Source organism: Polaribacter butkevichii (assembly GCF_038024105.1).
Taxonomy (GTDB): Bacteria; Bacteroidota; Bacteroidia; order Flavobacteriales; family Flavobacteriaceae; genus Polaribacter; species Polaribacter butkevichii.
Window position 1 is genome coordinate 2,675,976 of sequence record NZ_CP150661.1, and the last position, 25,851, is coordinate 2,701,826.

Annotated in this window: 21 protein-coding genes; 11 read left to right on the forward strand and 10 right to left on the reverse strand. The window is 30.1% G+C overall.

Annotated features, from left to right (window positions below):
- Positions 1-90: 90 nt before the first annotated feature.
- On the reverse strand, positions 91-909 hold the full coding sequence (panB, locus tag WG951_RS11515) for a 3-methyl-2-oxobutanoate hydroxymethyltransferase (protein WP_105049663.1): 819 nt from the start codon (positions 907-909) through the stop codon (positions 91-93).
- Between the two features lie 301 nt (positions 910-1,210).
- Between panB and WG951_RS11520 the strand changes: the two genes are divergently transcribed.
- The 3 genes from WG951_RS11520 to WG951_RS11530 all read left to right on the forward strand — a co-directional run bounded on the left by WG951_RS11520 (position 1,211) and on the right by WG951_RS11530 (position 2,868).
- On the forward strand, positions 1,211-1,777 hold the full coding sequence (locus WG951_RS11520) for a sigma-70 family RNA polymerase sigma factor (RefSeq protein WP_105049662.1): 567 nt from the start codon (positions 1,211-1,213) through the stop codon (positions 1,775-1,777).
- Positions 1,778-1,780: 3 nt separating this feature from the next.
- Positions 1,781-2,044 (forward strand): hypothetical protein, encoded by a 264-nt coding sequence (locus WG951_RS11525; protein ID WP_105049661.1) that lies wholly within the window; start codon positions 1,781-1,783, stop codon positions 2,042-2,044.
- A gap of 182 nt (positions 2,045-2,226) precedes the next feature.
- Positions 2,227-2,868: an O-methyltransferase gene (locus WG951_RS11530; RefSeq protein WP_105049660.1), complete on the forward strand. Its 642-nt coding sequence runs from the start codon at positions 2,227-2,229 to the stop codon at positions 2,866-2,868.
- Between the two features lie 37 nt (positions 2,869-2,905).
- Here WG951_RS11530 and WG951_RS11535 read toward each other — a convergent pair whose 3' ends face one another.
- On the reverse strand, positions 2,906-3,187 hold the full coding sequence (locus WG951_RS11535) for a Sec-independent protein translocase subunit TatA/TatB (RefSeq protein WP_105049659.1): 282 nt from the start codon (positions 3,185-3,187) through the stop codon (positions 2,906-2,908).
- Between the two features lie 572 nt (positions 3,188-3,759).
- On the opposite strand from WG951_RS11535, the gene WG951_RS11540 reads away from it, so the two are divergent.
- Both WG951_RS11540 and WG951_RS11545 read left to right on the forward strand, forming a co-directional pair.
- The gene (locus WG951_RS11540; RefSeq protein WP_146105290.1) at positions 3,760-5,361 is read left to right on the forward strand and encodes a hypothetical protein; all 1,602 of its coding nucleotides are present in this window, start codon (positions 3,760-3,762) and stop codon (positions 5,359-5,361) included.
- Positions 5,362-5,510: 149 nt separating this feature from the next.
- Complete coding sequence (locus WG951_RS11545) at positions 5,511-6,047, forward strand: hypothetical protein (protein ID WP_105049657.1); 537 nt, start codon at positions 5,511-5,513, stop codon at positions 6,045-6,047.
- A gap of 218 nt (positions 6,048-6,265) precedes the next feature.
- On the opposite strand, the gene WG951_RS11550 is transcribed toward WG951_RS11545, so the two are convergent.
- Together WG951_RS11550 and mutS are read right to left on the reverse strand one after the other, a co-directional pair.
- Entirely contained in the window at positions 6,266-6,721 is a 456-nt protein-coding gene (locus WG951_RS11550; protein WP_105049656.1) for an RNA methyltransferase, read from the reverse strand.
- The gene (gene mutS, locus WG951_RS11555; protein ID WP_394365387.1) at positions 6,721-9,294 is read right to left on the reverse strand and encodes a DNA mismatch repair protein MutS; all 2,574 of its coding nucleotides are present in this window, start codon (positions 9,292-9,294) and stop codon (positions 6,721-6,723) included. Before mutS ends, WG951_RS11550 begins: the two co-directional genes overlap by 1 nt.
- A gap of 124 nt (positions 9,295-9,418) precedes the next feature.
- Here mutS and WG951_RS11560 point away from each other — a divergent pair, with 124 nt between their 5' ends.
- From WG951_RS11560 to WG951_RS11570, 3 genes are all read left to right on the forward strand, one after another.
- Positions 9,419-9,952: an RNA methyltransferase gene (locus WG951_RS11560; RefSeq protein WP_105049654.1), complete on the forward strand. Its 534-nt coding sequence runs from the start codon at positions 9,419-9,421 to the stop codon at positions 9,950-9,952.
- A 205-nt stretch (positions 9,953-10,157) separates the two neighbouring features.
- A complete protein-coding gene (locus WG951_RS11565) occupies positions 10,158-12,086 on the forward strand; it encodes a tetratricopeptide repeat-containing sensor histidine kinase (RefSeq protein ID WP_170062909.1) in 1,929 nt (642 codons plus the stop codon).
- The gene (locus WG951_RS11570; RefSeq protein WP_105049652.1) at positions 12,076-12,753 is read left to right on the forward strand and encodes a response regulator transcription factor; all 678 of its coding nucleotides are present in this window, start codon (positions 12,076-12,078) and stop codon (positions 12,751-12,753) included. The genes WG951_RS11565 and WG951_RS11570 overlap by 11 nt, the downstream gene beginning before the upstream one ends.
- A 289-nt stretch (positions 12,754-13,042) precedes the next feature.
- On the opposite strand, the gene mgtE is transcribed toward WG951_RS11570, so the two are convergent.
- Positions 13,043-14,395 (reverse strand): magnesium transporter, encoded by a 1,353-nt coding sequence (gene mgtE / locus WG951_RS11575; protein ID WP_105049651.1) that lies wholly within the window; start codon positions 14,393-14,395, stop codon positions 13,043-13,045.
- Complete coding sequence (gene rsmA, locus WG951_RS11580; protein WP_105049650.1) at positions 14,385-15,188, reverse strand: 16S rRNA (adenine(1518)-N(6)/adenine(1519)-N(6))-dimethyltransferase RsmA; 804 nt, start codon at positions 15,186-15,188, stop codon at positions 14,385-14,387. Before rsmA ends, mgtE begins: the two co-directional genes overlap by 11 nt.
- Before the next feature lie 148 nt (positions 15,189-15,336).
- On the opposite strand from rsmA, the gene WG951_RS11585 reads away from it, so the two are divergent.
- A complete protein-coding gene (locus tag WG951_RS11585) occupies positions 15,337-17,400 on the forward strand; it encodes a M48 family metalloprotease (protein ID WP_105050597.1) in 2,064 nt (687 codons plus the stop codon).
- On the opposite strand, the gene WG951_RS11590 is transcribed toward WG951_RS11585, so the two are convergent.
- Together WG951_RS11590 and WG951_RS11595 are read right to left on the reverse strand one after the other, a co-directional pair.
- Positions 17,397-17,726, reverse strand: coding sequence for a DUF4286 family protein (locus WG951_RS11590; protein WP_105049649.1), 330 nt, complete (start codon positions 17,724-17,726; stop codon positions 17,397-17,399). The two genes, WG951_RS11585 and WG951_RS11590, sit on opposite strands and share 4 nt — an antisense overlap.
- A gap of 84 nt (positions 17,727-17,810) precedes the next feature.
- The gene (locus tag WG951_RS11595) at positions 17,811-19,607 is read right to left on the reverse strand and encodes a tetratricopeptide repeat protein (RefSeq protein WP_105049648.1); all 1,797 of its coding nucleotides are present in this window, start codon (positions 19,605-19,607) and stop codon (positions 17,811-17,813) included.
- Positions 19,608-19,730: 123 nt separating this feature from the next.
- Between WG951_RS11595 and WG951_RS11600 the strand changes: the two genes are divergently transcribed.
- Positions 19,731-19,877, forward strand: a complete 147-nt coding sequence (locus tag WG951_RS11600; protein WP_170062904.1) for a hypothetical protein — start codon at positions 19,731-19,733, stop codon at positions 19,875-19,877.
- A 97-nt stretch (positions 19,878-19,974) separates the two neighbouring features.
- Here WG951_RS11600 and serS read toward each other — a convergent pair whose 3' ends face one another.
- Together serS and WG951_RS11610 are read right to left on the reverse strand one after the other, a co-directional pair.
- Positions 19,975-21,249: a serine--tRNA ligase gene (gene serS / locus WG951_RS11605; RefSeq protein WP_105049647.1), complete on the reverse strand. Its 1,275-nt coding sequence runs from the start codon at positions 21,247-21,249 to the stop codon at positions 19,975-19,977.
- Between the two features lie 584 nt (positions 21,250-21,833).
- Positions 21,834-22,766: a bifunctional riboflavin kinase/FAD synthetase gene (locus WG951_RS11610; protein WP_105049646.1), complete on the reverse strand. Its 933-nt coding sequence runs from the start codon at positions 22,764-22,766 to the stop codon at positions 21,834-21,836.
- Positions 22,767-22,972: 206 nt separating this feature from the next.
- Between WG951_RS11610 and WG951_RS11615 the strand changes: the two genes are divergently transcribed.
- On the forward strand, positions 22,973-25,834 hold the full coding sequence (locus WG951_RS11615; protein WP_394365384.1) for a TonB-dependent receptor: 2,862 nt from the start codon (positions 22,973-22,975) through the stop codon (positions 25,832-25,834).
- The last annotated feature ends 17 nt before the right edge of the window (positions 25,835-25,851 follow it).

Here is a 25,851-nt window from a genome sequence, read left to right on the forward strand (position 1 = left end):
AAATCTAACAATCTAATTATCTAACAATCTAATTATCTAACAATCTAATCATCTAACAATCTAATTATCAAAAAATCTAATAACAGTTATTTAATATTGCTCTTTATCATTAGGAAAATCTCCACTTTTTACATCATCAATATAAGTTTCAAAAGCGCCTGTCATGTCTTTATATAAATCTAAATACCTACGTAAAAAACGTGGATGAAATTCGTGTGTCATCCCTAACATATCGTGGGTAACTAAAACTTGACCATCTACACCATTTCCGGCTCCAATACCAATTACCGGAATAGAGATTGCTTCTGCAACTTCTTGTGCTAATTTTGCAGGTACTTTTTCTAAAACAACAGCAAAACAACCAAGTTTTTCTAGCATTAAAGCATCTTCCATTAATTGCTCTGCTTCTTCCTCTTCTTTGGCTCTTACGGTATAAGTACCAAATTTATAGATAGATTGTGGCGTTAAACCTAAATGCCCCATTACAGGAATTCCTGCATTTAATATGCGTTTTATAGATTCTTTAATTTCTTTACCACCTTCTAATTTTATAGAGTGTCCACCACTTTCTTTCATAATTCTAATAGCAGAACGCAATGCTTCTTTTGGGTCAGATTGATAACTACCAAAAGGTAAATCTACCACCACCAAACAACGGTTAATGGCTCTAACTACAGAACTTGCATGATAGATCATTTGATCTAAAGTTATAGGCAACGTTGTTTCATGACCCGCCATAACGTTAGAGGCAGAATCGCCTACTAAAAGAACATCTATACCAGCCCCATCTAAAATTTTAGCCATTGTAAAATCATACGCAGTTAACATGGAAATTTTCTCTCCATTTTTCTTCATATCTACAAGAGATTTTACAGTAACTTTTTTATATTCTTTCTTTGCTGTTGACATACTTTTTGTTTTTTATGTATATGTAAATGTATGAAAAAGCAGCAAATATGTAACAAGTTTATAGATTGTTGATTTTACTAATTTTTTAGGACTTAATTAAGAATTGAATTGTTTTTAATATTCTGTAAATAAGTTATTTATAAGGAGCTTGTTAGGTTTGTATTTTCTCTGATTATAGAAAAAATATATTTAAAACTTACTTGTTAAATTGGCGTTAAAACAAATAGTTATTAAAAGAAGAGGAAATTGTAAAGCTATTTTTAATAAAAATTTGCACTATATTTGGCTTTTTAATTCTAAGATGACACAAGAGCAAGTTGTACTAAATACCGACAAATGGATAGATAATTATGCAGATTATATGTATAATTATGCTGTTGTGCGTGTAAATAATGGAGATTTAGCTAAAGATTTGGTACAAGATACTTTTTTTGCAGGTTTAAAGTCTGCTAAAAATTTTCAAGGAAAATCTACGGAAAGAACTTGGTTAATTTCAATCTTAAAAAGAAAAATAATAGACCATTATAGAAAAATTAATTCTAAAAAAGGACAAGCCGAAGTTAGAATGAATTTTTATGATGATGGTGAAAATGAAGGAAATTGGATAGAGGAAAGAGTGCCACAAAGTTGGGACAATCAATCTGAAAAAACAATTGAAAACGAAGAATTAAAAAGTCAATTAGATTCTTGTATAGATGCTTTGCCAGAAAAATATGCAATGGTATTTAGAATGAAAACCATTCAAGAATTTGAAACTGAAGAAATTTGTAAGGAATTAGATATCACAGCGTCTAACCTATGGGTTATCATTCATAGAGCAAGAACACAGCTCAGAAAATGTATGGAAGATAATTGGTTTAATAATTAAGACATGTTTAAAAGTTTAAAAATTACTTGCGACGAAGCCACAACTATTTGTGACAAAAGCCAATACGGAGCTGCTACATTAGCAGAAAAAGTAAAATTGAATATTCATTTTTTACGATGTAGAATTTGTTCTTTATATACAAAGCAAAATAATACGCTTACAAAAATATATAAAGGCCATGCAAAAAGCTGCAAACAAACAACACGTTGTTTAAGTGAAGAAGATAAAGATGCTTTAAAAAAAGAGTTAGAAAAACTTAAGATATAACAATATTTTCGTGATTTTTAGAAAATCACATTTTTTGATTTTTTGTTAGATAGAAACGGGATTTATAGAAATATAGATTCCGTTTTTTTTGTACTTTTGATTTTATCCTTTCTAGCGGCAGTAGAAAGGTTTGTTCTTTAATCAATTAATAAGGTCTAGACTGCGCTCAACCAAACATTACCATGCATTTTTTACCAGAAAATATAGACAATTATGTTGTAGATCACTCACAACAAGAACCTACAATTTTAAAAGAATTAAGTAAAGAAACTTGGCAAAAGGTGTTAAACCCTAGAATGTTAAGTGGTGCTTTTCAAGGGCGAGTATTGTCTATGATTTCTAAATTGATTCAACCTAAAAACATTTTAGAAATTGGTACTTATACAGGGTATTCTGCATTGTCTTTAGCAGAAGGTTTAGCATCCGAAGGAAAAATTTTTACTTTAGATAAAAACGAAGAATTAGAAACGTTACAAAATAAATATTTCGAAAAATCTGGTTTTAGAGATCAAATAGTACAATATGTTGGTAATGCCATAGAAATTATACCCACTATTGATGAAAAATTTGATTTGGTTTTTATTGATGCAGATAAGTCTAACTACATTAATTATTTTCACTTAATAATTGATAAAATGAATTCTGGTGGTATTATTTTGTCTGATAATGTACTTTGGAGTGGAAAAGTAGTTGAAGAATTAGACCCAAAAGATAAAGACACTAAAGTACTTTTAGAATATAATAAGTTACTGAATACAGACCATAGAATAGAAACTGTTTTATTGCCTATAAGAGATGGATTAACAATAAGTAGGGTAAAATAACGAGCTACTAAATAGGTTAAGAGAGGTATAAAACGCTTTACATATTACGTTTTATAGGTCCTGTTATATCATCAATACTATCTTTAACATCTGTAATTTCTTTGTTGATGTTTTTTGTGATATCAGTATCAACGCCTATTTTCTCTGAACTTTCGTTTATTTCCCTTTTAATGTCATTAGTTGCATCTTTAACTTGACGCATTCCTTTTCCTAATCCTCTGGCAATTTCAGGAATCTTATCTGCACCAAAAAGCATTACCACGATTAACATGACAACCATTATTTCTGGACCGCTAATAAATAAAAGAGTTGAATTCATACTACAAATATAATTACTTTTTAATCAATATTCTCTTAATATTAATTAACATTTTTAAGTGTATATGTTCCTTAAAACATAGTTCTCTTTTCACTTTTAAAGATGCTTAATAGCACCTATTTATAACTTTAAATAAATATTATTTGTTGTTTTTAGTTCTATAACGGTTAAGTTATTTATCACTAAAAAATTAAAATAGATGTAAAGTAACTTCACTGAAAATAGTTAGATGTCTCACCATTTTCAGTGAGAACAAATTTCACTGTTTTCAGGGATTGACAAGTGTTTTTTTTGCTACTACCTTTGAAAGGTAATTTTTTTTTGTAAAAACTAAAGAAAGAGAATCAGTAAAATATTCTTGGTTTAAGATTACTAAATTATAGTATAATTTAATATAAATAATAACGGTGTTTACATATTAAAATAGAGTAGTTAAATACTATAATTGGGTGTGAATTTAAAATAATTAAAGACCACTTAAAAGAGGAAAAGATAAAAGTAAAAGATTGTAATTAACTCCGAAATACGGTCTTAAATTTAATATATATAGGAGCTAACAAAAAAAATGTACAATGAAATTTAATTATTTTTCAATTTTAGCAGCTTTCATGTTGCTGTTCACATCTTGTAGTGATGAACTAGAAACCGAAAACATTCAAGAAAAAGCACAAGCTGTAAATTATGATGAAATTCAAGTTTTAAATGGGCGATTATATTTCCCAAACAAATCAATTTTTCAAAGTTATTATGCCGAATTAAGAGAAAAAAATGAAAATGATTTAGCAGAATTACTTCAAAGAAAATTTTACTCTAAAGATTTTTATTCTTTAAAACCAATTGTAAATGAGCAAACAGAAGAGGTTGAAGTTTCAAGGCATTTGGCTAAAATAAAATCTAAATCAAATAAAAATGGTTTACAACAAAAAACATCTTCAACAAATGAAGATTTATTAGAAAATTTTGATGATTTAGAAGACATTTTTGGAGAAGACGTTTTTACTAGTTTTCTTAATCAAGATGCAGAACTTCAAGTAAAAGATAAGGTATATAAATATACAGATACAGGTTTATTTATAGCCGATGCAAAGGAGGTTAAAAGTTTAAATACTTATTTAGAAAAAAAGCAGATTTCAAAAAACTTACTTGAACCTACACCAGAAGCAACAAAATTAGCATATATAGAAGAAAATAACCCATGTGGTGGGTTACAACAAGTTCAAAATTTTGAATATTTTATTGCAGAAGTAGATAATGCTCCTTGTAGCGGAGGCGGTAGCACTGGAGGAGGAAGTTCTGGAGGAAGTAGTGGTTCAGGATCAAGTTCATCAAGCGGAACGCCAAATGCGCAATTAGCTATAATTTCTAACGGATTAGACCAATGTTCTGGTGCTAAACCTTGGCTTGGTAATTTATTTGGTACTACCAAAGTGTGTATAGATCAATATGAAAGTAAAAAGAGAGTAAAAATAAAATACTATAATATTGATATCTTTTTAGGCTATGTTATTGGTATAAAAACTAAGCACCAGAAAAAAGGTTGGACTGGTTTATGGAGAAAGCAAGATACTGATGAAGTTGCATTGGGAGTTAATAGTTTAACTTGGAAATTTACTCATCCAACACCAGCGGCAGCATTACTTAATTACCAGCCAGCAAGAATCTATTTACATAATGGTAAAATGTTTGAGACAGTCAATGGTTATTACAACTCTGTTTTTGCAGGTAACATTCCTGTACCTAATTTACCTTTTGCTAACAAAGTAGATTTTATTATAGAAGTTGCAATTGGTGCTCCTTTATCTCCTTTTAATGATGAAGAAGATGTTCGCGAATTTATTTATGAACAACTTTTTAATACGGCTAAAGGTTTATTGCAATCTCATAGTAACAGACAATTAAAGAAAATGGGAGTTGTTGTTACTACTCAAACTTCTACTTGGGTTCAGTTTTATGATTTTTCTGAAAGTTGTACAAATTGTGATAAAAGAGAGAATATCATTGATTTTGGTATTGTTACACCTCAAATTACTTATAATTTTGGAACAGGAAGTGGTGGAAGTTTTAGTATTTCATCTTGGAACTTTAATTTTAATAATCCTTCATTAACAGGAATGAGTGCATTTGGAATGGCAAAAAGAAATGGCCAATGGCACGGTAAAAGAATGGTTTTTTAATCTAAATCTCATTTTATTGCGCTCATTTTTTTAAAGACCAAGATTCTTAGTGTTAAAGCTTAAATCTTGGTTTTTTATAATTCTTTAAGATTAAAAAAAATCTATACGATATAAAGTATAGAATTAAAAATAGAAATAAATTTATAATAATGAAGAAAATTATAACAGCAATTTTTTTAAGTGCATTTTTTGTTACTTACTCACAAGAAAATAAAAATACGGTAGATGTTTTTGGTTTAAAAGCAGGATTAATAGGTGGTTGGGTAAGTTATGAAAAAGCTTTAAGTAATAATTTTACTTTAAATAGTGAAGTTGGTTATGAAGGAGGTTTTTTAAAAGGGACAAACGATAAGGTAGATTATGTGTTTACAACAGTATTTAGTTTAGAACCTAGATTTTATTATAATTTAAAAAAACGAGAAGATAAAGGCAAAAAAACCAAAAATAATTCTGCTAATTATATCAGTTCCGAATTTTTTTATGTTCCAGATTTATTATCGTCTAGTAACCGAGAAAACCTTAATGTAAACAAATCATTTGGTATTATACCAAAATATGGATTAAGACGTAGTGTTTCTGATAATTTAATTTTTGAGTTTGCAATTGGAGCGGGTTATGCTTGGGGAGAAAATGAAATTAATGGTATTACAGCGGCACTTGACCTTAGATTTAACCTTAAATTGTAAAAAATACAACCAACAAAGTATAACTATAGTGTAAATACTTTTAGTTTCTAAAAGCGGGTAGAGTATAAAACTTTTTCTAAGTAAAGTTTAAACTTATATTATAAAAGGGTATATAAAAAATAGCAGTTAAGTGCAAACTACAAAGTTTGTGCTTTTCTACTATTTTTTATAAACTAACCGTTGTTTCTTAATAGATAGTAATTTTCATTGTATTACACCTAAAAATTAAATTTCGCTTGCCGATCGTACATAATAATACTTCCGGCAACAGACACATTTAAACTTAATTCCGATTTAAACTTTACCAAATGATGCGATTTTTCAATAGCTAATTTAGACATTCCATGATCTTCTGCGCCTAATAAGTAAACACAACGTCTTGGGTGTGTAAAAGTTTCTAATTGTACCGCTTTTTCATCTAATTCTACACCAACTAACATAGCGCCTTTTGGGAGGTTGTTAAAGAAATCTTCAAAAGTTTCGTAATGAAAATAAGGCATTGCACCTGTAGCTTTGTGTGTGTCGCAAGCTTGTTTAGCATAACGATTGCCAATGGTAAAAATAAAACTGGCTCCCATATTTTGGGCAGAGCGCCATAAAACACCTAAATTTTCAGGCGTTTTTCCATTCTGAATTCCGATTCCGAAAAAACCTTGTTTTAAATTGTTTACCATTACTTTTTAATCAACATTCGTTTAATTTCGTTCAATTTCATCAAGGCTTCAATAGGAGTTAAGGTATCAATGTTTGTAGCAAGAATTTCCTCTTTAATGTTTTCTAACAAAGGATCGTCTAACTGAAAGAAACTTAGTTGCATTTCTTCCTCTTGAGTTTGTTTTAAAACATCTTTAACTTCGGCACTTTTATTGTTTTTTTCTAATTGTGCTAATATTTTATTAGCTCTATGAATCACCATATTTGGCATTCCAGCTAATTTAGCGACATGAATACCAAAACTATGATCAGAACCACCAGAAACCAGTTTACGTAAGAAAATAATGGTGTTTTCTAATTCTTTTACAGACACATTAAAGTTTTTAATGCGCTCAAAAGTGGTAGTCATTTCATTTAACTCATGATAATGTGTTGCAAATAGTGTTTTTGCTTTGGTTGGATGCTCGTGTAAGAACTCGGATATAGCCCAAGCAATCGAAATTCCGTCATAAGTAGACGTTCCTCTACCAATTTCATCTAAAAGAATTAAACTGCGCTCAGAAACGTTATTTAAGATCGATGCCGTTTCATTCATTTCTACCATAAAAGTAGATTCGCCCATAGAAATATTATCACTGGCACCAACACGCGTAAAAATCTTGTCTACAATACCAATTTTTGCATTCTGAGCCGGAACATAACTTCCCATTTGTGCCAATAAAACAATTAATGCTGTTTGTCTTAAAATGGCCGATTTACCAGACATATTCGGCCCAGTAATCATAATTATTTGTTGTTGCGTTCTATTTAAAACAACATCATTGGCAATATACGTTTGATCTATAGGTAACTGTTTTTCAATTACTGGATGACGACCATTTTTAATTTCTAAATCGGTGCTTTCATCCATAATTGGGCGCACATAATTGTTCTCAATAGCCAAAACAGAAAAAGAGAGTAAACAATCTATTTTTGCGATAACCTGTGCATTTTCTTGGACTATCTGTACATATTGAATGATGTACTGTAATAATTTAGTAAAAATATCTTGCTCTAATTTGGCTATTTTTTCTTCGGCACCTAAAATTTTGGTTTCGTATTCTTTTAATTCCTCGGTAATATAACGCTCTGCATTTACCAAGGTTTGTTTACGAATCCATTCTTGTGGAACTTTGTCTTTATGCGAGTTTCTAACTTCTATATAATAGCCAAAAACGTTGTTGAACGAAATCTTTAAACTTGTAATTCCGGTTCGTTCCGTTTCACGTGCTAACATATTGTCTAAATACTCTTTACCAGAGTTAGAAATGGCACGTAAATCGTCTAATTCTTGATGAACTCCTGTAGCAATTGCATTCCCTTTATTGATGTTTACCGGAGCATCATCAAACAACGTTTGCGAAACTTTTTCTATTAAATCTGCACACGTATGTAATTGATTTCCGAGTGCTTTTACTGTATTATTTTTACTGTTTTCTGCGGATGCTTTTATCGGCAGAATCGCTTTTAAAGAATCTTTTAAAAGTACAATTTCTCTTGGTGATGCTTTACCAGTTGCTACTTTAGAAATTAATCGTTCTAAATCTGATATTTGTTTTAGTTGGTAGGTTACCGTTTGTGAAAATTTATCTGAATCTATAAAAAACTTTACCAATTCATGACGATTTTTAATTTCGTCGATATTTTTTAATGGCAATGCCAACCAACGTTTTAAAAGTCTTCCGCCCATTGGCGAAATGGTTTTATCAATAACATTTAAAAGCGTGACTGCATTGATAGAATTTGGATTATACAATTCTAAATTTCGAACCGTAAAACGGTCCATCCAAACATAATTGTCTTCTGCAATTCTGCTAATATGCTGAATGTGTTTTAGTTGATTGTGTTGCGTTTCCGAAAGGTAATACATAACGGCTCCGGCAGCAATAATTCCGTTTTTAACATCTGCAATACCAAAACCTTTTAAACTTTTAACCTCAAAATGATTGTGCAAGGTTTCGTTTGCATATTCCTTTTGAAAAACCCAATCGTCTAAATAAAATGTATAATATCGGTTTTCAAATAATTCTAAAAATTGTTGCTTGTGTTGTTTCTGAACCAAAACTTCACTCGGACTAAAATTTTGCAACAATTTATCTATGTATTCTGCATTTCCTTGCGCTACCAAATATTCACCTGTAGAAACATCAAGAAATGAAATTCCGAGTTGTTTTTTATCAAAATGAACAGCCGCTAAAAAGTTGTTTGTTTTGGTTTGTAAAACTTCGTCGTTTAAAGAAACACCAGGCGTAACCAATTCTGTAACACCACGTTTTACAATGGTTTTGGTCATTTTTGGGTCTTCTAACTGGTCGCAAATAGCAACACGCATTCCTGCTTTTACCAACTTAGGCAAATAGGTATTTAAAGAGTGATGCGGAAAACCTGCCAAGGCAGTTTCTGTTTCACTACCAGCGCCACGTTTTGTCAATGTAATTCCTAAAACTCCGGCAGCTTTTTTAGCGTCTTCACCAAAAGTTTCGTAAAAATCTCCTACTCTAAAAAGTAACATCGCATCAGGATATTTATTCTTGATTGCATTGTATTGTTTCATTAAAGGAGTTACCTTTTTTGGTTTTGATTTTGCCAAGTTTTTGGAAATTTTCAGTTAGTTTTGCGAAGATAAAAATTAGTAAGCAGTATTCAGTAGCAGTTTGCAGTGAACTTATTCACAAGATATGAGAAAATTAAAGAATAACGAGTTAGGTAGAATTACAGTAGATGAATTTAAAACTGTAGAGAAAACCCCAATTATAGTAGTATTAGACAATATTAGAAGTTTAAACAACATTGGTTCTGTTTTTAGAACTAGTGATGCTTTTTTGATAGAAAAAATCTATTTATGTGGTATTTGTGCAACTCCGCCTAACAAAGACATTCATAAAACAGCTTTGGGAGCAACCGAATCTGTTGCTTGGGAGTATGTAGAAGATACCTTAACTTTAGTAGAAAAATTAAAAGCAGACGGCGTTAAAGTATTGGCAATTGAACAAGCAGAAAATAGTACAAAACTAAATACTTTTTATCCGACGGAAGGAGAAAAATATGCTATTGTAATGGGTAATGAAGTAAAAGGAGTGCAGCAAGAAGTGGTAAGTGCCTCAGATTTGTGTATTGAAATTCCGCAGTTGGGTACCAAACATTCTTTAAATATTTCTGTAACTACAGGTGTTGTTTTGTGGGATTTATTTCAGAAAATGAATAATTTATAGTTGATTTTTAATTCTAAAATTCTATTTTTAAAGAATCTAAAAAATTCCCTATTTTAATGATGTTAAAAGAAAAAGATTTTAAAGAATTAACAATAAATTTGAATCATTGTAAAAGATGACTAAATATAAATTTCTTGAAAAATTAAGATGTTTATCTTTTACCCCCAAAAAGACTCTTTTTTTACTTTTTTTACTCAGTTTTACCGTGTTTTCTCAAAAAAAAGATGGTGATTCTATTAGTGTTTTATTAAAAGAATATAAAAAGACAAAACAAACTAATTTACCCCAAAAAGCATTTTTATTAGCAGAAAAAAGTAAAAGCGATTCTATACTAAAGTGTACGTATGTTAATTTTGGTAAGCGTAGTTTTTTTAATGAAGATTTGGTTAATTTAGAGCTGTCTGCAAAAAAACTGCACCAATATTATACTAAAACTAAAGACACTACGGTTTTGGCCAAAGAGTATTATTATAGAGCACTGTATTTTAAACTTCAATTTAAACCAGACAGTACTTTTTATTATTATAACAAGTCTAAAAATATTTCTGTTCTATTAAAAGATTCTCTCGAAGCAACAAGAAGATTGCTTCCTATGGCTGCCATTCAGTATGATGAAAAAGATTATTTAGGCAGCGAAAATTCTATTATAGAAGGGTTGCGTTTTGTAGAGCCACATATTGCAAAGTTTGGTTTTAAAAAGTCGCCTTATGAGGTTTTTTTTGCGGGGCTTTTGTATGAACGTTTAGGAAACGTAATGTTTATGACGGAAAGACAAGAAGAAGCTAGAAAAAATTATTTAAAATTTTTTGAACTTCAAAAGAAAAGTCCGCATTTAAAAATAAAATATGAAAAGGCTAGGTTATATAACCATTTAGCAAATACCTACGAATCTGAAGGAAATAACCAAAAAGCAATAGAATATTTTAATAAAAGTTTATCTATAGACAGTCTTAAATATAAAAGTGATTACAGATATGAATCTGCATTGGCGGGTTTTTCTTACAATAACTTTATGTTGGGTAATAAAAAAATAGCTTTAAAAGGATATTTAGAAGTCTTAAAATTGAGAGAAAAGAGAAACTATAAAAGAGGTTTGGTTATTTCTCATTCTATTTTAGGCGATTTTTATAAAGATGAAAATAATATTAAAAAAGCCATTTATCATTCTAAAAAGGGCTTAGAAAAAGCCAAAGAAATAAGCTATAATCGATATATTTTAGAAAACCTTTTTCGTTTATCAACCTTAATAAAAGGAGAAAAAGGAAGGTTACTTTTAGAAGAGCATTTTATATTAAATGACAGTTTGTATAGAAGAGAAAGATCTTTAAAAAATCAGTTTGCTAAAGTAAGGTATGAAACTGAAAAGAAGGACATAGAAAATGATCATTTAAAAGAAGAAAATACTAGAAAACAATTAGAGTTAGAAAAAGAAAAACAACAAAAAACAATTGGTTGGTTGCTTGCAGCAGGAAGTCTTTTATTTATTGGTTTTGGGGCAAGTATTGTTTCTAGTAGACGTAAGAAAATGCTTTTTGATGCAAAGTTACAGCAGGTAGAAGTAAGAGAAAAAGAGCGACAACAAATAGCAAAATCTTTACACGATGAGGTTGCCGGTGATATTAGAATGTTGCACTTAAGGTTGGCAAAAACCAATCTGGTAGAAGAAGCCAAAAGTTTAGATGTTATAAAAGACAATGTTCGAAATTTATCACATCAATTAAGTAGTGAAAGTTTTGATAAAGTATCTTTTAAAGATCAGATAATTAACTTAGTATCAGATTTTTTTGAAGTTAATTTTAGAATAAAAGTACAAGAAATAGATAGTGTAAATTGGCAAGAAATTAATAATGCTATAAAAAGAACATTATTTTTATCGATAAGAGAAAGTATTCAAAACACTAAAAAACACGCAGCAGCAAAAGAGATTACTATAAGTTTTAAAGAGACAAAAAATGCTGTTTTTTTAACCATTTTAGATAACGGGAACGGATTTAATATAGAGGATAAGAAAAGTGGAATTGGCTTAAAAAATATGAAAGAAAGAGTAGAAGAAATTAATGGTATTTTTATTATTGAAAGTAAGATAGGAGAAGGAACAAGTATTGATATTGAAATCCCTAAAAATGGAAAATAAAACAAAAATTTTAATTGTTGATGATCATCAATTAGTGTTACAAGGTATTATTTGTTCGTTAAAAGAAGTGGGAGATTTTGATGTGGTTACCTCTAATAATTGTGATGACGCTTTTCAGTTGATTAAACAGCACCAAAAGACTCATCCTTTTCAATTATTATTTACAGATTTAAGTTTTGATAATACTACAGACGAAACAAATTTAGATGGAGGAGAAGAATTGATAAAAGCCATTAAAAATAACGAATTTGATATTAAAATAGCGGTGATTACTGGGCATACAGAAACCAATAGAGTGTATAATGTTATTAGTAATTTAAATCCTAATGCTTATTTATTAAAAAGTAAATGCGATGCTACAGAAATTGGTTTTGCGGTTCAAAAAATGTTAGCCAACGATTACTATTACACGCATGAAATTCATCAAAAAATAATGCGTAGAAACATCGTTCAGATACAAATGGATGATGTAGCTGTTCAAATTTTAAAAGAGCTTCCTAATTATCCTAAAATAAGCAATTTAGAAGGGGTGATAACTAAGGCAGATGATACTCCTATAAAACTACGTTCTATAGAAACTAAATTATGTAATTTAAGAGCCGATTTAAACGCTAAAAATAATACTGATTTGGTGCTTAAAGCGAAAGAATTAGGTATTATAGATTAATTTTTAAGGATTTTTTTTATAGTTTTTGTCTAGAAAATATTCTTTTCTGCGGAAAACCACATTTTTACTTTCGGTTTTTTACATGTTCTAGTTTTAGATAAGTTGTATTTTTGTTATATAATTATATATTTATAATTGGGGAATTATTGCAGATACCTGTATGGATATCGAAACAAGGAAAAAGAATAAAACCTTTCAGTTTACCTGAAAGGTTTTTTTTATGCTCTTTTATAATTTTGTTTTGAGTGCTTTATTTTGTGAGAAATAAATTGCTTTAAAAAGTAAAGGCTTAAAAACCTAATACTAATTTAGCAATACTAAAGTAGATTAAGATACCTAAAATATCATTACTTGTAGTAATAAATGGCCCTGTTGCCAATGCAGGATCGACGCCTTTTTTTGCTAAAATAATAGGAATAAATGTTCCAATAATTGAGGCAATAATAATTACAGAAATTAAAGATGCCGCTACAGTAATTCCTAGATTGATATTAAAACCTAAAAACAACATTCCTGCAGACATTAATAAAGTTGCTAATACAAAACCGTTTAAAAAGCCTTGTAAAATTTCTTTTAAAAGTCTTTTAAATAAAGAGCCTTTTAAACTGTCGTTTGCCAAACCTTGTACAATAATTGCAGAAGATTGTACACCTACATTACCTGCCATGGCAGCAATTAATGGGGTAAAGAAAAATAGTTCTGGAAAATTTTTCATAGCACCATCAAAACTACCTAAAACAGAAACAGAAATAAAGCCTCCAAAGAGAGCAAGAATTAACCAAGGTAAACGTGCTTTTGTAAGTTCCCAAATAGTATCATCTGCTTCTACGTCTTTAGAAAAACCAGCCGCCATTTGGTAATCTTTATCAGCTTCTTCTCTAATAACATCTAAAATATCATCAATAGTAATTCTACCTACCAAAACGTTATTATCATCTACAACGGGTATGGCTTCTAAATCGTATTTTGCCATTATTTTAGCTACGGCTTCTTCTTCTTCATGTACATTTACAGCATCTACCTTTGCTTTACAGATGTCTGCAATTTTATGGTCTGATTTGGCAATAATTAAGTCTTTTAAAGACATTCTCCCCACCAATTTATCTTCTTTATCTACTACGTAAATAGAATGCACTCTGGTAACATCTTTGGCTTGTCCTCTAATTCTTCGCATACATCCGGCTACGGTCCAGGTTTCGTATACTTTTACCAATTCTTTTGCCATTAATGCTCCGGCAGAATTATCATTATAAGATAATAATTCTTTAATATCTGCTGCATGCTCATCATCTTCTAATGCAGAAATTACTCGATGCTGACGCTCTTCGGATAGTTCTCCAATAATATCAGCAGCATCATCGGTGTCCATTTCTCTAACTTCATCAGCAATTTCTTTTGCAGATAAGTTTTCTAAAATTTTCTCACGGATGTCTTCATCTAATTCTGTAAGAATTTCTGATGTTTTTTCGCTATCTAAAAGTTTAATAATATAAATAGCTTCATCAAAATTTACTTCGTCTAAAACTTCTGCAATATCTGCAAAATGGACTTCAGAAAATAAAGATGTTATTTCTTTATCATTATTAGAAATGATAAGCTCTGATAGGTTTTCTAAAAATTCATCAGTGATTTCAAATGTCATTTTCTGCTAATTTTTGCGTCAGTGAAATAAAGTCAGAAACAGATAATTGTTCTGGCCTTTTCGCAAAGATAGGCTCTTCTTTTAAGGTATCCGAAAGATTAAAAGATTTTAAACTAGAACGCAACATTTTTCTTCGTTGATTAAAGGCTGTTTTTACAACTCTAAAAAATAATTTTTCATCAACAGGTAGTGAATAATCTTTTTTTCTTATCAATCTAATAACTCCAGAATCTACTTTTGGAGGTGGATTAAAAACCGTTGGAGGTACAGTAAAAAGGTATTCTACATCAAAAAAAGCTTGCGTTAAAACAGATAGAATTCCGTAAACTTTACTACCTTCTTTTTCTGCAATTCTTTTGGCTACTTCTTTCTGGAACATACCTGCAAATTCTGGTACAAACTCCCTGTTTTCTATCGCTTTAAAAACAATTTGAGTAGAAATGTTATAAGGAAAATTCCCTATAATTGCTACTTGTTTTTTATTAAAAATATCTTGAATGTTGTGCTTTAAAAAATCACCTTCAATAATTTCAAAATGTTCTTTAGAAGTATCTAATTTAATATGTTCTAGCGGAAATGTATCGTGTAAATAAGCAACCGATTCGCGGTCTAATTCCATTACAGTAACTTTTGCTTTTTTTGGTAACAAGTATTTGGTTAAAACCCCCATTCCAGGACCAATTTCTAAGACATCTTCATATCCATTTTCAGTTAAAGCATCTGCAATATCTTTTGCAATGCTTTCATCCGTTAAAAAATGCTGACCTAAATGTTTTTTTGCTTTAACTGACATGTTTATGTTTTATGCTTAAAAAACAAAAGTAATACAAACTCTAACACTTTTGTATTTAATTTTAGGATCTTCTTATAAAGTACAAAAAATTAAAAGAGACAGTTTTAAATCTTTTTATATTTTTTATATTGGTGTTTTGAAAAAAAATATGAAAAAAGAAATAGAAATCTCCCAAAATTTTAAAAATCAAGCAAAAAAAGCAATTATCTCAATTGTTGTTTTTTTATTCGTTTATCTACTCATTGTATTTTTATGCATTGCTCTTGCAGTAATTTGTGTTTTTGGTGCAATAACTATGGTTATATCAAAACCACACCTAATTACAATTGCATTGGGTATTGGTCTTGCTAGTTTAGGTGTTTTAGTTTTCTTTTTTATTATAAAATTTCTTTTTAAATCTAATAAAAAAGACTTGTCTCATTTAACGGAGATACATAGAACTGAGCAACCAGAACTTTTTAAATTAATAGATAATTTGGTAGAAGAAATAGGCACACCATTTCCTAAAAAGGTATACTTATCTCCAGAAGTGACTGCTGCTGTTTTTTATGATTCTAGTTTTTGGAGTATGTTTTTTCCTATTAAAAAGAACTTACAAATAGGTTTGGGATTAATTAATACAATAACGGAAATAGAATTAAAGGCAATATTAGCTCATGAATTTGGTCATTTTAGTCAAAAAAGTATGAAAGTAGGAAGTTATGTTCATAATTTTAATCAAATAATATTTAACATGTTATATGATAATGACTCATTTGATAAAGCGGCCAGAAGTTGGGGAGAAACGAGTAATTATTTTGCCATTTTTGTAATGATAGGTTTAGAGATTGTAAAAGGGATTCAATGGGTTTTAAAACAACTTTATAATTATTTAAATAAAAGCTATATGGCTTTATCTAGAGAAATGGAATTTCATGCAGATACAACTGCAGCAAGCATAACGGGTTATAAACCATTAAAAGACTCTCTACTAAGACTAGATTTGGCAGAAGTAGCTTTTAATGGTGTTTTATCACATTATGATTCTAAAGTGATTGACAATATTAAAAGTAAAAATATTTATGCAGAACAAAGTTATTTAGTTAATTTCTTAGCAAAGAAAGATAAAATTGAAATTAAAAATGGATTACCATTTATTAAACTTAATGATTTAAATAGGTATAATAAATCTAAACTAAATATAGAAGACCAATGGGCATCTCATCCTACTATAGAACAAAGAGTTAAAAATCTTGAAGCGACTGATTTTAAAAAAGAAATTCAGAATTTTAATTTGGCTGGTAACTTGTTTCGTAATTTATTAGAGCTCCAAGAAAAGTTAACTGAAAAAATATTTAATGATATAAAATACGAAGCTAAACCAGTATACAGTTCCTTAGAAAATTTTGCCGAAGAAATTCAAAAAACATATATAGATAATACTTTTCCTGAAATTTATAACGGGTATTATGATAATAAGAACCCTGTAAAATTTGATATTGAAAAAGATTTTATAATGGATAGTGAGGTGAAGGGAAAAGATTTATTTTCTTCAGAGAGTGTTCATAGAAATTATATAGAACTGTCATTAAAAAATGATCTTGAAATCTTAAATTTGATAAAATCTGGCGAAATAAAAATTAAAACTTTTGACTATGATGGAGAAAAATACTCCAAAAAAGACCTAGATACCTTAATTAATAATATTAAAAAAGAGTTAGAGGTTTTAGAACAAAGTATAAAAAATAATGATATTCGTATTTATAAGTACTGTGAAAAAGTATCAACTAATCCTCAAAATATTAAAGCCCTCTATAAAAACTTAATTGAGTTTGATGGTGGTTTTGATAACAAGATGCAAATCTATTATGATCTGCTAGAAAAATTAGATTTTATCAGTCAAAACACTCCTTATGATGAAATTAAATCTAAATTTTTAAGAATAGAACCTTTAGAAACTAAATTAAAAGAGGAGTTAAAATCGATGTTAGATGATGCTTTATATACAGCTGAAATTAATGCTGAAATGAGAAAAACTCTAAGTTTATATACCTCAGAAAAATTACAATATTTTGGTAAACAAACGTATTTTGATAACAACCTTCAAACTTTATTTGCAGCCTTAAATAGTTATGAATTTTTGGTTTCTAGAGGGTATTTTATTTTAAAGAAAGAACTCTTAGATTATCAGGCTAAAATATTATCAACAAATAAAGAATTAGAACTGTCTTAATTTTCTATGTGCGTAGGATAAAACTCTTTTATCAACTTTAACTCTGTTCTAAAAGCTAACATTTTATCACCAAATTTTTTAAGACTTTGCTGTTGTAATTTTTCTGCATCGTGTTTATAATAATCGTCTAAATCTTCTCTTGTATTGGCCGTATATTGTATGGAATACGTTCTACCACCCATTTCTTCTTCAACCAAAACTTCGGTTAGTTTTGCAGCGGTAAACCTACCAGTATTTAATACTTTTAAAACATGCGTTTCCATAAAGGTAAGCCATTCTTTATGAACCGTTTCATCTATATTTATTGTTACGTTGTATATGTACATTTTTTTGGTTTTATCCTGCTAGGTCTCTAAGACCTTGTAGGTATATTTAAATAGGCATTTATACCTTATTAGGTTCTAAAAACCTTACAAAAGTTTATCTCCTCTTAATTTTCGATATTTATTTCTGGCATCTACTAGATAAATACTAGAAGAATAATCAAAAATAATCTTTTGATAATATTCTGACGCCTTTTCTGGATTGTTTAATTGATTATTATACAATTGGGCAATTTCATAATACACATCATCGGCATAAATTCCTTGGTTATCTGCGGTAATAATTTTAGTAAAACTGATGATAGCTTCCTCATATTTTTTTTGTTTGATGAGTAATTTTGCTTTAAAAAATAACACATCATCGTAAATAACATCACCTAGAGTTAATCCGTTTGCAAAAACGTTTTTAGGAGTAAATAAGCTTTGTAACTCCGCCAATGCTTCCTCATTTTTATTCTGATAAGATAGTAATTCTGCCTTTGCTAGCTGTTTTAATCCAGAAGGAATAGAATCTACAGGTTCATTGTCTGTAATCTTTAAAAACAGCTCTAAAGCGTCATTAGCAATCATTTGTGTTGTAGAACTCTTTAGTACTTTTAATTGAGCTTTAGCCCATGTAAAATCGCCTTTAAAATAACTTGTTTGGGCTACTTTAAAACGTGCTTGTTGTGCTAATTCGTGGTTTTTAAGTTGCGTCTGAATTTGAGAAAAATAAATTAATGCTTTGTTGTAGTTGCCTGTAAACACCAAAATATCTCCTAATTTTAATTTTATTCTTGCCTTATCAAATTTAGAACTAGAAAAATTGATAGCAGCTTCTAAAACTTCTTTAGCTTTATTAGGTTTATTTTTCTGAAAAGTTAAAAAATCTGCATATGCTACTTGTAATTTTATGGTTGCTGTATTTTTTCCAAATTCGTTAAAAAGAGCAGCAAATAACTTTTCTGTGTCTGGGTTCTTTGTGGCAACTGCAATTTTTGCGAGGTATAAAGATGCCGCAATTTTTTCTTCATTAAAGGTCGATTTTTCGGTAACAAAATCAAAACAAGCCTTTGCGTCCTTGTAACTGGTGTTCTCAAAAGCTATTTTTCCTAATCTAAAAATTGCAGTTAAATCGTCAGGATTTCTTTGGTACAATGCTTTTTCTTGTATCAATGCTTTATTGTACTGTTTTTGTTGGGTAAATAGCCAACTTAACAACACATTCCACACATTTTTAGGGTTGCTTGCAGATTTTTTTAATAATGTTTTTCTAAAAACAATGTTGGCTTCATTTTCAGAATCATCGGTAATGTATTTACTGGTATATCTTTGAACAAGACTAAAGTATTGGTCATCTTTATCAACCAAATTCATGTAAGCTTCAAACATTTTTTTGTAATCGCCTTTTTCACCATAAATCTGTGCAATTTGAAAACTATAATTAGCGTTTTCATTCTTAGTCATTGCTTTTTCATACGCTAAAATAGCGTTATCTAACAAGTTGTAGTCTTTAAAAATACGGCCTATAATTCCAGCAAAAGAAGGGTTTTTATCAATAGTTTTTAAAGCCAAATTATAGTTGTCTTGTGCTTGCTCTTTTAATTGTTGTCTTTCGTAGTTATAGCCTAAATAGACATATAAAAATCCTTGTTCAGCATGTTTTTTTAGTTTGTCTTTTAATAATGTTTCTACGTCTAAAAATTGGCCTGTTTCTTGATAACAAGAAATCAATCTACTTAAGTACGATGTATTAAAAGGACTACTAGCATATAGTTTTTTAAATACTTGTGCTGCTTTTTCATATTCTCCTTCTCTGTAATAACTTTCTCCCAACAAATAATCGTTTTGAGTGTAGCCAATACTACTAATAGTAAGGAAAATAAGTAAAAAGAGTTTTTTCATATCAAATCAAAGATAATCAACATAAATGTTAAATTTTTATTAAAGGCAGCTATTCTTAACGTCCTTTTGTAACATTTTGGCATAAAACTTGTCTATAGAGTATATAACCAATCAAATTTAAAGATGATGAATACTTTTTCTAAACAATACGAAATTGCAAAAAATAACTCAATTGAGTTTATGAAAAACGGACAAATAAGTGCGTATTTAAATGCCTTATTAGAAATGAATAAATATAAAAGATTAATGGTAGCTGTCGTTGCAAATTAGTCTTCAGTTTGCAGCTGCAGTAAACAGTACTCAATTGTATAAAAACAATTTTTTACACAAACAAGCTAACTGATTACTGCCAACTGTATACTGAGTACTAATCTATAATATCGAACCCACAATAAGGTACCAAAGCATCTGGAATTTTAATTCCGTCTGCTGTTTGGTAGTTCTCTAAAATACCGGCTAAAACACGCGGTAAAGCCAAAGAACTTCCGTTTAAGGTATGCGCTAATTCGCTTTTTCCTTCTTTATTTTTAAAACGAAGTTTTAATCTATTTGCCTGAAAAGTTTCAAAGTTAGATGCAGAACTAATTTCTAGCCATCTATCTTGTGCTGTAGAAAACACTTCAAAATCGAACGTTAAGGCAGAGGTAAAACCAGTATCTCCACCACACAAACGTAAAATTCTGTAAGGTAATTTTAAGTCTCTTAAAATATCTTTAATATGCTCTACCATATCATTTAAAGCATTATAAGAATTATCTGGATGCTCAATTCGTACAATTTCTACTTTATCAAACTGGTGCAATCTATTTAATCCACGAACGTGTGCACCATAACTACCTGCTTCACGTCTAAAACAAGGCGTGTAACCTGTAACTGTTATTGGAAATTCTGATTCTTGCATTAAATTACCACGGAACATATTGGTAATAGGAATTTCTGCAGTAGGAATTAAATATAAATCGTCTACTGTAGCATGATACATTTGTCCGTCTTTATCTGGCAATTGACCCGTTGCAGTAGCAGATTCTGTATTTACCAAATGTGGTACTTGCACTTCTGTATAACCAGCTTTGGTATTTTTATCTAAAAAATAATTGATTAAAGCACGTTGTAATCTTGCACCTTTTCCTTTATAAACCGGAAAACCAGCACCTGTAATTTTATTACCTAATTCAAAATCTATAATATCGTATTTCTTAGCTAATTCCCAGTGAGGTAATGCATTTTCTCCTAAATCTGGAATCGTTCCTTCACTAAAAATTTTCTCATTATCCTCTTCAGAAGTTCCTGCTTTTACAGAAGCATGCGGTATGTTTGGTATTTGATACAAAAGTGTTTGTAATTCTTCTGCATACGTATTAAAACGCTCACCAAGTTCTTTAGATTTTTCTTTTAACTGAACCGTTTTTTCTTTTAATAGATTTGCTTTTTGCACTTCTCCCGACTTAAAAAAGCCACCAATCTCTTTGGACATTTTATTAGATTCTGCCAACGTATTGTCTAACTCAACCTGAGTAGCTCTTCTATTTTCATCTGCAGTTAAAACTTGCTCAATAATAGTTTCTGCATTGGCAAAATTACGTTTTGCTAACCCTGCTAAAACAGTTTCTTTGTTGTCTCTAATAAATTGTACTTGTAACATTTTTGTAGAATTTTGTAAATGCAAAGATATAATTTGTGCAATGGATTTACCACGAAATCATCAATAAAAAGTTTCCTTATAAATACGTACAAAAAATAGCACAAAAAGAAGAATTATAAGGGGCGCTTTTTGGGCGTTACCACAAGGGTCAGGCTTTCGCACTCGCTTTTTTTGTAGAAAAACAAAAAAGAGCTCAAACAATTGCTCTATCCTTAACGCATAGAGATTCCAAATAAATTTAATCAATTTACTTATTCTGAATACTAAAGAAGGTGGTTCTTAAAAAAATACTCAGTTTAACCCTTTCAGGTTTTAAAAACCTGAAAGGGTTTTATAATTGTCATTTCTACATTAGGAGAAATCCCATAAACAAGCTAACACAAAGTTGGGTAACTTCATGAGATTTCTCAATCGCTTAAACAAGCTCATTTCGAAAAGACAAAACTGTATGTTAATTTAGAAAGTATAATAAACCACCCTAGTTGTCACTTCGAATGTAATGAGAAGTCACATAACAGTGATAGCAAAAGAGATGCAAGGTTCCTTAAAAAAAAGGTAGCATTAACATAACCTATGTAAAAAAATTAAAGATTCTCTTTTATATAATCTCTAGCAGTTTGTTCGTCTTTTTTAAGCTGAACAATTAAAGCATCTATAGAACTAAACTTTTCTTCATCTCGTAAAAAATAAAGCAATTCAATGGTAAGGTATTGGTTGTATAAATCTTGGTTAAAATCAAAAAAATGTACTTCAATAGTTTGGTAGCTTCCATCAACCGTTGGTCTACTACCAATATTCATCATTCCAAAAACAGTTTTATTATCAAGGGTAGATTTCACAACATAAACCCCTGTTTTTGGTATTAGTTTATAGTTTTCTTTTACATCAATATTGGCTGTTGGAAAGCCAATTGTTCCGCCTAAATGTTTTCCGTTTACAACAGTACCACTTAACATAAAATTATAACCTAAATAATTGTTGGCGGTTTTTAAACTTCCTTCTGCTAAAGCTTGTCTAATTTTGGTAGAACTTACAGAAACATCATCAATGTCTTGTGCCGGAATTTCTTCTACAATAAAATCATATAAATGACTGTATTCAGTAAGCTGAACAATGTTTCCTTCTCTATTTTTACCAAAATGATGATCGTAACCAATAATTAATTTAGATATATTAAGTTTATTTACCAAAACATCACGTACAAACTCTAAGGCCGTCATTCTAGAGAATTCCCTACTAAAAGGATGAATAATTAAGTAATCTAAACCTGTTTTTTTAAGCAATTCTGCACGTTCTTCAATCGTGTTAATCAACTCTAAAGAATTGTCTTTTTGTAACACCATTCTTGGGTGTGGAAAAAAAGTAAGCAACACCGATTTTTTATTGGCTTTTTTAGCTTCTAAAACAAGCTTGTCAATAATTTTTTGATGCCCAAAATGTACCCCATCAAAAGTACCAATGGTTACGTATGTTTTTTCTGAAGTAGAAAAATTAGAAATATTCTGAATTGTATCCAAAAAAAAGATAATTAAAGATATTACAAATGTACAATAACTAACCGTTTCTTCTAATATGTAAAAGAGTAGTTTTTAGAACTTTTTATTTGATAAAAATACGGGGTATTATTGTTATAATCTTAAAAAACAGCACTATTTATTGAATTATTCAAAAAAAATTGTATTTTGCATTTAGCTAACAAATAATTCAAATTATGATAAAAAAAATGATACTTCTAGCGTTTATAGCTTTTAGTAGTGTTGCCATGGTTGCTCAAACCACGGTTACAGGTACTGTTAAAGACGCCAAAACAGGAGAAACAATTCCTGGTGCTAATATTAAAATTTCAAGAAAAGCGGTAGGTACTACTACCGATTTTGATGGTAATTTTGTACTACAGGTTACAGATAAACCACCTTTTACTTTAGAGATTTCTGTATTAGGTTTTCATCCAGAAAAAATAGAAATTACAAAAAATAATCAAAAAGTAATTGCTAGTTTAATTGAAAATGAAACTTCTTTAGATGAAATAGTTGTTTCTGCTTCTAGAACTCCAGAACGTATTATGGAGTCTCCTGTTACGGTAGAAAGAATGGATAGTAGGTCAATTAAAAACACATCTGCACCTAGTTTTTATGATGGCCTAGAAAATTTAAAAGGAGTAGATATTAATACAAATAGTTTAACTTTTAAATCTGTTAACACACGTGGTTTTGCTACGTTTTCTAATACGCGTTTTATGCAGTTGGTAGACGGGATGGATAATTCATCTCCGGCATTAAATTTTGCCTTGGGTAATTTGTTAGGTATGTCTGAGTTAGATGTAAAAACGGTAGAATTACTTCCAGGGGCATCTTCTGCATTATATGGTGCCAATGCTTTTAATGGTATTATGTTTATGACAAGTAAAAGCCCTTTTGAAGATCAAGGAATTAGTGTTTCTTTAAAATCAGGAATTACAAGTCAAGATGCTGCAGGAGACAACGAATTTAAAGATCTAAATATTAGAATGGCATATGCTTTTTCAGATAAGTTTGCTGCAAAAGCTACCTTATCTTATTTAAAAGGTACAGAATGGTATGCAACAGATTATAGAAATACAAAAGATGGCAGTTATACTTCTGGAGATAGAAATTCTGATAGAAACTACGATGGTTTAAATGTTTATGGAGATGAGGTTTCTACCAATTTAAGAGGCGTTGCAGAAACCTTAGAGGGGTTAGGTATTTTACCATCTGGTGCAGCAGCTTTAGTGCCTAGCGAAAATGTAAGTAGAACAGGGTACGATGAAAGAGATTTAATGACTTATGAAGCAAAAAGTGTAAAATTTGGAGGTTCTTTAAATTATCGTCCTTTTGGAGATGATCGTTTAGAAATTGTATGGAATTCTAAATTTGGTATCGGAAACACTATTTATCAAGGTACCAACAGATACAATATTAAAGACTTCTTAATGGAGCAACATAAATTAGAAGTAAAAGGTAAAAACTTTTTTGTTAGAGGTTATGTAACTAGTGAAGATGCAGGTAATTCTTACGATACTCGTTTTGCTGCTATTAATATTAATAGAGCTTGGAAAGATGACAATACTTGGTTTGGAGAGTATACCGGAGCTTTTGTACAAGGAACGTTAGCAGGTTTAACGGCAGATCAAGCACATGCAGTTGCAAGACAAACGGCAGAATCGGGTAGGTTACTTCCTGGATCAGCAGGTTTTAAAGCCGCTTTTGAAGAGGTAATACAAGACCCAGATTTAGTTACTGGTGCTAAATTTCAAGACAATACTAAATATTATCATGCAGATGCAAACTATAACTTACAAGATATTACAGATTGGGCAGAGTTTCAGGTTGGTGGTTCATACAGGTTATACTCTTTAAATTCTAACGGTAGTATTTTTACAGATTATGACGGTCCAATAGAATACAATGAATATGGTGTGTATACACAAGCACAAAAGAAATTTTTAGAAGAAGATCGTTTAAAAATTACAGCTTCTATTCGTTATGACAAAGCACAAAATTTTGAAGGTAATTTTTCACCAAGAATTTCATTTGCCTACGCAGGTGGCGAAAATAAAAATCAAAACTTTAGAGCTTCTTTTCAAACAGGTTTTAGAAACCCAACAACACAAGATCAATACATCGGTTTAAATGCAGGTAGAGGTTTTTTAGTAGGTTCTGCACCAGATAATTTAGATAGATACACTACAAGTCCTTTAACTGTTAGTGGAGGAGGTCAATTTATTGCTAATAATTTTGGTACTACACCAATAGGAAGTACTACTTCTATTTCTGGTAGAATGGCTTATGAAAATGCCTTTTCTCAAAGTTCTGTAGAGGCCTTTGCAGCAGATCAATCTAATTTACCTACAAATGCAAATGTAGCATTGGTAAAACCAGAAAAAGTAACTGCTTTTGAGGTTGGGTATAGAGGTATTGTACCAACAGGAGACTCTAATATTTCTGTAGATTTAAGTGTGTATTACAATCAATATGAAGATTTTATCGCAAATAAAAATGTGGTAGTTCCTTTTTATGGAGATGTAAACTTAACACAAACGGCACCTGTAGGTCCTGGTGGTGCTAATGTTCCTTTAGCTTTAATAGCTATAGGAAATGGTGATTTTGCAGGTTTTCAAACCTATACCAATTCTGCAGCAGATATTAATTCTTATGGGGCTTCTATTGGTTTAAACACAAAGGTTTTTAATGATTTTAATCTAGGTTTAAATTATACGTATTCTAAATTTGATTTTGATCAAGCTTCTGATCCAGATTTTGAAGCAGGGTTTAATACACCAGAACACAAAGTAAAATTACAATTTGGAAACACCAATTTGTTTAAAAACTTTGGTTTTAATATTAATGCAAGATGGCAAGATGAATACAGATGGGAATCTACTTTCTTAGACGCAACAATTGCATCTAGAACAGTATTAGATGCACAAATTAATTATAGTGTGCCTACTTGGAAATCTGTTTTTAAATTAGGAGGTGCTAATTTAACAGGTAAAGAATATTTAAGTGCTCCTGGTGTTGGTGCTATTGGTTCTCAGTACTACCTTTCTTGGACAATTAATAACTAAAAAAAAAACAAAATTTA